Annotated in this window: 10 protein-coding genes; 1 reads left to right on the forward strand and 9 read right to left on the reverse strand. The window is 65.6% G+C overall.

Annotation, left to right across the window (positions count from 1 at the left end; all coding sequences use genetic code 11):
- Window positions 1–43 precede the first annotated feature (43 nt).
- The gene (locus KXC42_RS24185; protein ID WP_006550901.1) at window positions 44–1,222 is read left to right on the forward strand and encodes an N-acetylmuramoyl-L-alanine amidase; all 1,179 of its coding nucleotides are present in this window, start codon (window positions 44–46) and stop codon (window positions 1,220–1,222) included.
- A gap of 75 nt (window positions 1,223–1,297) precedes the next feature.
- On the opposite strand, the gene KXC42_RS24190 is transcribed toward KXC42_RS24185, so the two are convergent.
- From KXC42_RS24190 to rpmH, 9 genes are all read right to left on the reverse strand, one after another.
- Window positions 1,298–1,987, reverse strand: coding sequence for a GNAT family N-acetyltransferase (locus tag KXC42_RS24190; protein WP_219129740.1), 690 nt, complete (start codon window positions 1,985–1,987; stop codon window positions 1,298–1,300).
- 58 nt (window positions 1,988–2,045) lie between these two features.
- Complete coding sequence (locus KXC42_RS24195) at window positions 2,046–3,278, reverse strand: ParB/RepB/Spo0J family partition protein (RefSeq protein WP_373922175.1); 1,233 nt, start codon at window positions 3,276–3,278, stop codon at window positions 2,046–2,048.
- A complete protein-coding gene (locus tag KXC42_RS24200) occupies window positions 3,275–4,246 on the reverse strand; it encodes a ParA family protein (RefSeq protein ID WP_006550904.1) in 972 nt (323 codons plus the stop codon). The genes KXC42_RS24195 and KXC42_RS24200 overlap by 4 nt, the downstream gene beginning before the upstream one ends.
- 624 nt (window positions 4,247–4,870) lie before the next feature.
- Complete coding sequence (gene rsmG, locus KXC42_RS24205; RefSeq protein WP_033098073.1) at window positions 4,871–5,551, reverse strand: 16S rRNA (guanine(527)-N(7))-methyltransferase RsmG; 681 nt, start codon at window positions 5,549–5,551, stop codon at window positions 4,871–4,873.
- Between the two features lie 110 nt (window positions 5,552–5,661).
- A complete protein-coding gene (locus tag KXC42_RS24210; RefSeq protein ID WP_006550906.1) occupies window positions 5,662–6,207 on the reverse strand; it encodes a R3H domain-containing nucleic acid-binding protein in 546 nt (181 codons plus the stop codon).
- Between the two features lie 22 nt (window positions 6,208–6,229).
- A complete protein-coding gene (gene yidC / locus KXC42_RS24215; RefSeq protein WP_006550907.1) occupies window positions 6,230–7,324 on the reverse strand; it encodes a membrane protein insertase YidC in 1,095 nt (364 codons plus the stop codon).
- 69 nt (window positions 7,325–7,393) lie between these two features.
- Entirely contained in the window at window positions 7,394–7,684 is a 291-nt protein-coding gene (gene yidD / locus KXC42_RS24220) for a membrane protein insertion efficiency factor YidD (RefSeq protein ID WP_006550908.1), read from the reverse strand.
- Complete coding sequence (rnpA, locus tag KXC42_RS24225; RefSeq protein WP_024102541.1) at window positions 7,681–8,076, reverse strand: ribonuclease P protein component; 396 nt, start codon at window positions 8,074–8,076, stop codon at window positions 7,681–7,683. Before rnpA ends, yidD begins: the two co-directional genes overlap by 4 nt.
- A 20-nt stretch (window positions 8,077–8,096) precedes the next feature.
- Entirely contained in the window at window positions 8,097–8,240 is a 144-nt protein-coding gene (gene rpmH, locus KXC42_RS24230) for a 50S ribosomal protein L34 (protein WP_006550910.1), read from the reverse strand.
- Window positions 8,241–8,827 lie beyond the last annotated feature (587 nt).

Raw genomic sequence — 8,827 nt, forward strand, 5'->3', positions numbered from 1 at the left:
TCACGCCGGGCACCGATCCTGTCAGCACGGAAAGGCCCGATACATGCGCCCTCTTCGTCACGGCGACCACGGTCCGGCGGTCGCCGAGATCCGGAGCACCTTGGCCGGCCTGGGCTTCCTGCACAACGAGCCCGAGGAGTCGGGCGACTGGATGGGATCGGACGTCCGCTTCGATCGTGAACTCGACGGAGCCGTGCGCGCGTTCCAGCAGCAGCGCGGTCTGCTCGTCGACGGGACCGTAGGCCCCGCGACCTACCGTTCCTTGAAGGAAGCGTCGTACAAGCTCGGTGCGCGCACCCTGATGTATCAGCTCTCCGCTCCGCTTTACGGCGACGATGTCGCGGCCCTGCAGACCCGTCTGCAGGATCTCGGCTTCTACGTCGACCGCGTGGACGGCTACTTCGGGCCGAAGACCCACGAGGGTCTGTGCTCCTTTCAGCGCGAGATCGGACTCGCCTCCGACGGCATCTGCGGTGCCGAGACACTGCGCTCGCTCGAACTGCTCGGCACGCGCGTGTCGGGCGGGTCGCCCCACGCGATCTCCGAGGAGGAGATCGTGCGCCGCTCCGGTCCGCAGCTCAGCGGCAAGCGCATCGTCATCGACCCGGGTCTCGGCGGTAACACCCACGGCATCATCGTGCCGAGCCCTCACGGCCCGATCTCCGAGGCCGACATCCTGTGGGATCTCGCGCGTCGGCTCGAGGGCCGGATGGCGGCGACGGGCATGGAGACCTTCCTGTCGCGGCCGTACCACGTGAATCCGACCGACGTCGAACGCGCGGGCACGTCCAACGCGTTCGGTGCCGACCTCATGATCTCGCTGCGGTGCGACGCGAGCCACAGCCCCGCCGCGAACGGCATCGCGAGCTTCCACTACGGCAACTCGCACGGGTCCGAGTCGATGATCGGACAGGTGCTCTCCGGTTACATCCAGCGCGAGATCGTCGCCCGCACGAGCCTGCAGGACTGCCGCAGCCACGGCCGCACCTGGGATCTGCTGCGCCTGACGAACATGCCGACGGTGCAGATCGATCTCGGTTACCTCACCAACGAGCAGGACGCCGCGCTGCTCGCCGATCCGCGCAGCCGCGACATCATCGCCGAGGCGATCCTCATCGCGGTGAAGCGGCTGTACCTGCTCGGCCAGGACGACCAGCCGACCGGCACGTACACCTTCGCCGAGTTGCTTGCCGAAGAGTTGTCCATCTCCGACAGTCGCTAGCAGGCCCGTAGACGAGAAAAGGACCGCCTCGCAGAGTCTGCGGGGCGGTCCTTTTTCGTCGGTGTCCGGTGTACGTCAGTGAGCGCCGACGGCCGAACCTGCGGTCAGATCCGCGACGGTGAGAGAGGACTCCTCGAGGAGCCGATCGAGGGCGGCCTCCACGGCGAACTTCCACTCGTGGTCGCGGTCGAGCTCGAGACGCAGCCGCGGGTAGCGGTAGTGCGGGGCGACGACCTCGAAGCCCATGTCCTCGAGGAAGTCTGCGTCGATCATGCACTCCGTGTCGGAGCACCCGAGTGCGGCCGTCGCGTGCGGCACATCGCTCGCTTCTACGTCGGCGGTACGTCGGATCCCGAAGGCCTCGATGGCACGGACGTTACGACGGACGAGATCGGCGACGACACCGCGGATGAGGTCGGCTCCGACATCCGGCTCGTCCGCGTGCGGTTCGGTCCGCATGGATGTCAGCAGGATCGCGTCGGCGCTGACGGGCGCGGTAGGGAAGGCCTGCGCGCGGGGAACCATGCCCGGCGGAGCGTAGAGCGCGCACCCGGCGGCCTTGTCGCCGATCGTCGCGATATGGCCGCACGACCCCCATTCGAGAAGGACCATGGACAGCCATGCTTCCTTCTCGAATTCGGGGTCGGCGAATTGCTGAACGTCGGGCGATGAGGTGGGATCCAGCTCCCAGAAAACGCACCGTCGCGCATGAGCAGGCAACTGCTCGATCCCACTCAACGTGAGCGGTGATACTCGGGTCGACACGGGATAGCTCGCCTCCACGTCTTTCGTCTACAGACTGTTGTCTTGCTCCGACGAGGAGTCAAGAAAGGTCGGTCTGAGACTCCATCATCTTCACGATGCGTTCGAGGTCGTCGACCGAACCGAACTCCACCACGATCTTGCCCTTGCGCTTGCCGAGGCTCACGGTCACGCGCGTGTCGAAGGAGTTCGACAGACGCTCCGCGACGTCCTGCAGCCCCGGCATCTGGATGGGCTTCCGACGCTTCTGCTGCGGAGCGTCGGGGGTGTCGTTGCGGTTGGCGAGCACGACGGCTTCTTCCGTCGCCCGCACGGACAGGCCCTCGGCGACGATGCGTGCGGCGAGTGCTTCCTGAGCGTCGGCACCGGCCTCGAGCGCCAACAAGGCACGCGCGTGCCCGGCCGACAGCACTCCGGCCGCCACGCGTCGTTGCACCGCGACCGGCAATTTGAGCAGCCGGATCATGTTCGTGATGACCGGCCGCGACCGTCCGAGCCGACTCGCGAGTTCCTCGTGGGTGACCTCGAACTCCTCAAGCAACTGCTGATAGGCCGCGGCCTCTTCGAGGGGGTTGAGCTGCACCCGGTGGATGTTCTCGAGCAGCGCGTCGCGCAACAGCGATTCGTCCTCGGTGTCGCGGACGATCGCGGGGATCGTGCCGAGGCCTGCCTCCTGGACGGCACGCCAGCGACGCTCACCCATCACGAGCTGGAATCGGTCGCCTTCGAGGCGGCGGACCACGACCGGCTGCATGAGCCCGAACTCGCGGACGGAGTGGACGAGCTCGGCGAGCGCTTCCTCGTCGAAGACCTGCCGCGGCTGCTTCGGGTTGGGCTCGATCCGGTCGATCGGGATCTCGAGGTACACCGCTCCGGTGGGGGAGGGGAGGGGTTCGCTTTCGGATGCCGCTCCGGACGCCCGTGCCGCGTCGTCCTCGACAGGCTCCGCCGGGGACGCGGGCGCCGGCGTTCTGCCGTCACCGATGATGAGATCGGCGGCTGCCATACCCAGACCCGATGACGGGAGGTTCAGGACCGACGAGCCGGGGCGACGCGACGCAGCCGACTTGGACTGTCCGCCCGAAGCAGGCTTCGACGGTTCACCCGCGGCCGGTGCGGACTCGGCCGGCGCAGGAACGGCCGGAGCAGCGGTATCGGTGGGAGCGGTGGCCGTGGGGGCGGTGGCAGTGGAACTCGGGGCGGCCGTCGGCTTCTGCTCTGCATCCACCGGGGGACCGGTGGGGATGAGCGCTGCCAGACCTCGACCGAGCCCGCCTTTACGTGTCGCGCTCATCCGTTCCCCTGATTCTCGTGTACCCCGCGTGCCGCCAACTCGCGCCCGGCGTCGAGGTAGCTCATCGCGCCGCGCGATCCAGGATCGTAGTCGAGAACGGTCATCCCGTAACCGGGAGCTTCGGAAACCTTCACGCTGCGGGGAATGACCGAACGCAGCACCGCGCTGCCGAAGTGCGCACGCACCTCTGCGGCGACCTGATCGGCCAGCTTGGTGCGACCGTCGTACATCGTCAGGAGGACGGTGGAGACGTGCAGTTCGGGGTTGAGGTGCGACTGGACGAGCTCGATGTTGCGCAGGAGCTGCCCGACACCTTCGAGTGCGTAGTACTCGCATTGGATGGGTATGAGAACTTCCTTCGCCGCGACGAGCGCGTTGACCGTGAGCAGACCGAGCGACGGCGGGCAGTCGATGATCACGTAGTCGAACTCGCGGTCGCCTAGCGCCTCCTTGGTGAGGGCGTTCCGGAGGCGGTTCTCGCGCGCGACCATCGAGACGAGTTCGATCTCGGCACCGGCGAGATCGATCGTGGCGGGGATACAGAAGAGGCGTTCGTTGTGCGGGCTCTGCTGCACGGCCTCGGCGGCATTGATCTCGCCGAGGAGGATCTCGTAGCTCGAGGGCACACCGGAATAGTGCGGCACGCCCAGGGCGGTGCTCGCGTTGCCCTGCGGATCGAGGTCGACCACGAGGACCGACAATCCTTGCACGGCGAGCGCGGAGGCGATGTTCACCGCCGTGGTGGTCTTACCGACCCCGCCCTTCTGATTGGCGATCGTGAAGACGCGACGCTCGCGCGGCTTGGGCAGTGCGTTGGCATCGCTCGGATGCAGGACCTGGGTGGCGCGATGAGCAGCCGCGCCGATCGGGGTGTCGACGGTGGAGAAACCGTCGAAGGGTACGGGGGAGAAGTCGTCCTCGGCGCCTCCGGTTTCACGTGAAACAGCGGATTCAGATCCACCCGTCATAGAACACTCCTTACACGTAGATCCGCTCGGTTCGCACGCTACATCCTCGTCGCTTCCCGGTCGCGACTTCGAAGACCGGGTCGAGGCGCCGAAGGGAGAATGCGAGTCCCGGGCCCGGAGCTGTCCCCGGCCTTCCGACCACGCGCACGCATTCTCAGTCGGTTCAGTATCCCATCCGCATTCTAGGTTCCGTCGGCGACATGGCCGGGTGACGTTTCACGTGAAACGGGGAGCGGAGTTGTTTCACGTGAAACAGGCGGAGGAGCGGCTCGGTGGTTTCACGTGAAACAATCCCGACCCACACGAGTGGGCCCGAGAACCGCGAACACCCAGACTGAAATGCTCTGGTCCGCAATACTATTCACATTAGTGAGTTTCAATCGTAGTGCACAGGAAGATAATTCGTTTGATAAACACATTTCAGGGAATCTGAAACATCACAGTGACGAAACGTCATGGGGTGATCGGGTCTGGTGTGACAACGTCCGAAACAACCGTTTTGCACCGGTAATGTACTCGAGTAGATTCCTCGAGTCGGAAAGAATGTCTCGGAAACGGCAACACCCTCCCGACCCGGTAGGGGAGGGGAGGGTGTCGGGGCGATCGTCGCGCCAGGCGATTCGCTCAGCGCTTCTTGCGACGCCGCGCCGGCCGCGGAATCCGCTCGGCCTTCACGACGATCGTGGGTGTCGGAAGGAGATTGCCTCCGCACTCGAGCACCTCGAGATTGCCGGCACCGAGGCGAGCGAGTTCGTCGTGATCGCGGTCGATCTCTTCTCGAGCGGACGAACCCTTCAACGCCAGCATCCGGCCTCCCTCGTGGACGAGGGGGAGCGACCACTTGGCGAGCTTGGCGAGAGGTGCGACGGCACGGGAAGTCACGACGTCTGCGCCGCCCGCCTCCTGGAGGACGCTCGGCTGCTCAGCACGGCCACGGACCACGAGAATGTTCTCGATCCCGTGGGATTCGACGAACTCCGCCAGATAGACGGTGCGGCGCAGAAGCGGCTCGACGAGCGTGACCTGGAGGTCGGGACGGGCAAGTGCGAGAGGAATACCCGGCAGACCGGCACCGCTGCCCACGTCGACGACTGTCTCACCCTCCTGGATGAGTTCGCCCACCACGGCGCAGTTGAGAATGTGTCGTTCCCACAGGCGCGGCACCTCACGCGGCCCGATGAGCCCCCGCTCGACACCTGCCGTCGACAACGAATGGTGGTACCGCTCGGCAAGTTCGGTCCGATCCCCGAAGACCCGCTGCGCGACCGCCGACAGTTCCGCCTCGTGCTGTTCCACGTGAAACATCCTTTCCTGTCGGCTCACCCGAAACAACATCGGGACCCACAGCATCAGTTACGAAAAGGCGAAGAGGGACCCTGACGGCGCAGAGTCCCTCTTCGGTCGGCACGGCCGACTCAATCCTTGACGATCACCACACGGCGGTGCGGTTCCGCACCCTCGCTCTCGCTGGACACACCGTCGATCTTCGCGACGGCGTCGTGCACGATCTTGCGCTCGAACGGCGTCATCGGCTCGAGCTCTTCGCGCTTGCTGGTCTCGAGCACGCGCTTCGCGGCCGACGCGCCGAGCGATGAGAGCTCGGCACGCTTGCCTGCACGCCACCCGGCGATGTCGAGCATGAGCTTGCTGCGCTCGCCGGTCGCCTGCTGCACGGCGAGACGGGTGAGCTCCTGCAGAGCGTCGAGAACCTCACCGTTGCGACCCACCAGCTTGGTCAGATCCTTACCGCCGTCGATGCTCACGACCGCGCGGTCGCCCTCGACGTCGAGGTCGATGTCACCGTCGAAATCGAGAACGTCGAGCAACTGCTCCAGGTAGTCGCCGGCGATCTCGCCTTCTTCGATGAGGTAGTCGTCATCGAGATCGGCGTCCGCCGCAGTGTCGCGCTCCTCGGGTGCCACCGCGAGGTCCTCTTCCACCTTGTCCAGGTCACTGGCCATATTCAGCTCTCTTCTACTTCGGTCAGCGCCGCTTGCGCTTGGAGTTCTTGGGTCGGCTACCCGGCTTGGGAGCGGACGCACCGGACTTCGAAGCCGCAGGGGAGCCGTCGCCGGCCGCGGCGTCCTTCTGCAGCGACACCTCGCCGGTCTCGTCGACCGTGGCATCGACGGCGTCGGACGCTGCGGCCGAGCCCTTCTTCTTGGACTTGTCGGGGCGAGCACCCGGCTTCGGTGCGTTCTCGTTCCGGCGGGCCAGAGCCGCAGCCTTCTTCTCCTCTTCCTCCTTGTCGATACGGCGGAAGACGAGGTGCTGCTGTCCGTAGGTCCAGATGTTGTTGCTGACCCAGTAGATGATGACGGCGATCGGCAGGAACGGACCACCGACGAGCACACCGAGTGGGAAGACGTACAGGGCCAGCTTGTTCATGATCGCGGCCTGCGGGTTCGCGGCGGCCTGCGCGCTCTGGCGGGAGACCGAGGCACGAGCGTTGAAGTGCGTGGCGACGCCGGCGACGATCATGAGCGGCACCGCGACGGCGGCAATTTGCCAGCGCGTCGGAATGCCGCCGAAAGGCTCGAACGCCTCGAGCGACGCCATCGGCTGCGTGATCCACGACGAAATCGGAGCACCGAACAGGCGGGCGCTCAGGAACGACTGGACGTCCTCCGGGCTGAACGCATAGTTGCCGATCTGCGCGTTCTCCTCCGGAGTCAGCCCGAGCTGGCCGAAGCCGGTACCCGTGCGGTTGAACGAGCGCAGCACGTGGAACAAGCCGATGAAGACCGGGACCTGCAGCAGAACGGGCAGACAGCCCATCAACGGATTGAAGCCGTGCTCCTTCTGGAGCTTCTGCATCTCGAGTGCCTGGCGCTGCCGGTCCTTGGCGTACTTCTTCTGAAGTGCCTTGATCTGCGGCTGCAGCTCCTGCATCTGGCGGGTCGTGCGAACCTGCTTGACGAAGGGCTTGTAGAGAATCGCGCGCAGGGTGAACACGAGGAACACCACCGACAGCGCCCAGGTCCAACCGCTGTCCGGTCCTAGGAACGGGATCGCGGCGAAGACTTTGTGCCAGACCCAGAGGATCCAGGACACGGGATAGTAGATGAAGTCGAGCACGGCTCTATGTACTCCTCTGGTCGTCCATGATCGCCACGAAGAGGCGTCGGTCTCGGGTCTCGGCTCCGGTCAGGTACCCACTGGGGACGACCGATGTTTCCGTTCGGGTACCGGATCCCACCCACCAGGGTGCCAGGGGCCACACTTGAGCAGTCTCACCGATGCCAGGACCGCACCGACGACGACACCCCGCGTGCGCAGCGCCTCCACGGCGTACTCGCTACAAGTCGGGGTGAATCGACAGGTCGGCATCCGTGTGGGCGACACATAGGTGCGATAGAGCTCGATACAGAAGATCAATGCCCGGGCCGGGGCGGACCGCAGGGACCGCCACCACGACCTCCGCTCGGGCTCGGTCATGCGCGAGCACTCCCATGCGAGGCGGAAGCACCGGCGTCGAGCAGTCCGAGGCGGGTGAGACCCGACCGCACCTGCTTGTCGAGCTCACGGGAATCCGCGATGGCAGCGCCGGGTAGTGCGCGCAGCACGATGTCGGTCTCGGAGGGCAGAGCCTCGACGAGACCTGCACAGATATGACGAAGCCGGCGTGCGACTCGATGTCGAATCACCGCCGGCCCGACAGCCTTGCTCACGACCAGTCCGAAACGCGGACCGCCGACACTCACCAAGGACTCGGTGCGATCGCGTTCGAGAACGTGAACGACCAGATCCCGCCGCCCCTGACGACGCCCTCGGCGGACGGTATCCGAGAAATCCGAGTGGCGCCGCAGTCGATACGGCTCAGGTAGCACCCCGAGCTCCCGTTAGGGAATCAGGCGGTGAGAGAAGCGCGGCCCTTACGGCGACGCGCCGAAACGATCGCGCGACCCGCACGGGTGCGCATCCGGAGACGGAAGCCGTGAACGCGCGCGCGGCGTCGGTTGTTCGGCTGGAACGTCCGCTTGCCCTTGGCCACGGTCGACACTCCTCGATAATTCTGCGACGGCGCGGCAAGCACCGTCGTCCAACGTGTACGTGAATTCGCAGGATTCGTATTGCTCGACTCGAGCCGGACGAACCCGTCACCTCGGTATGAGTGACTGTTCGAGGCTACTCGGACGCGGGCGCGAAATCAAACCGCGACGAACAGCGCCGATCAACGCGACACGCCGGACCTGTTCGGCGAAAACTACTCGCCGAGAAGATATGTGATCCGGAGCACAGCTCGGGTACGCTTTGGGCCATGTCTTCGACGGCGCATCGCGACTACCTGTGCAGTCCCGCGTCTCGCTCCATTCGACGACGATGTGCCGGCCGGTGACGGCCTGCTGCCCCGCGCCTCTTCGGGCGTCGTCGCGCAGCTTCTCCGGGCGCGTTCACCGAACACGGAGTCGGACCGCGTCGCACCGTGTGTCACACTGATCCTCGCAGACCGCCCGGGCCCACGAGCCCCGCCGAGCGAATACACACCTCCCATCCACACATCAACCGGGTGATTCCCCCGGTTGTCCACACCTGTGGATAATCGTGTGGAAAACCGGTGACCAAAGGGAGGGAAGCTGC

The sequence above is a fragment of the Rhodococcus sp. LW-XY12 genome, assembly GCF_019317345.1.
Taxonomy (GTDB): Bacteria; Actinomycetota; Actinomycetes; order Mycobacteriales; family Mycobacteriaceae; genus Rhodococcus; species Rhodococcus pyridinivorans.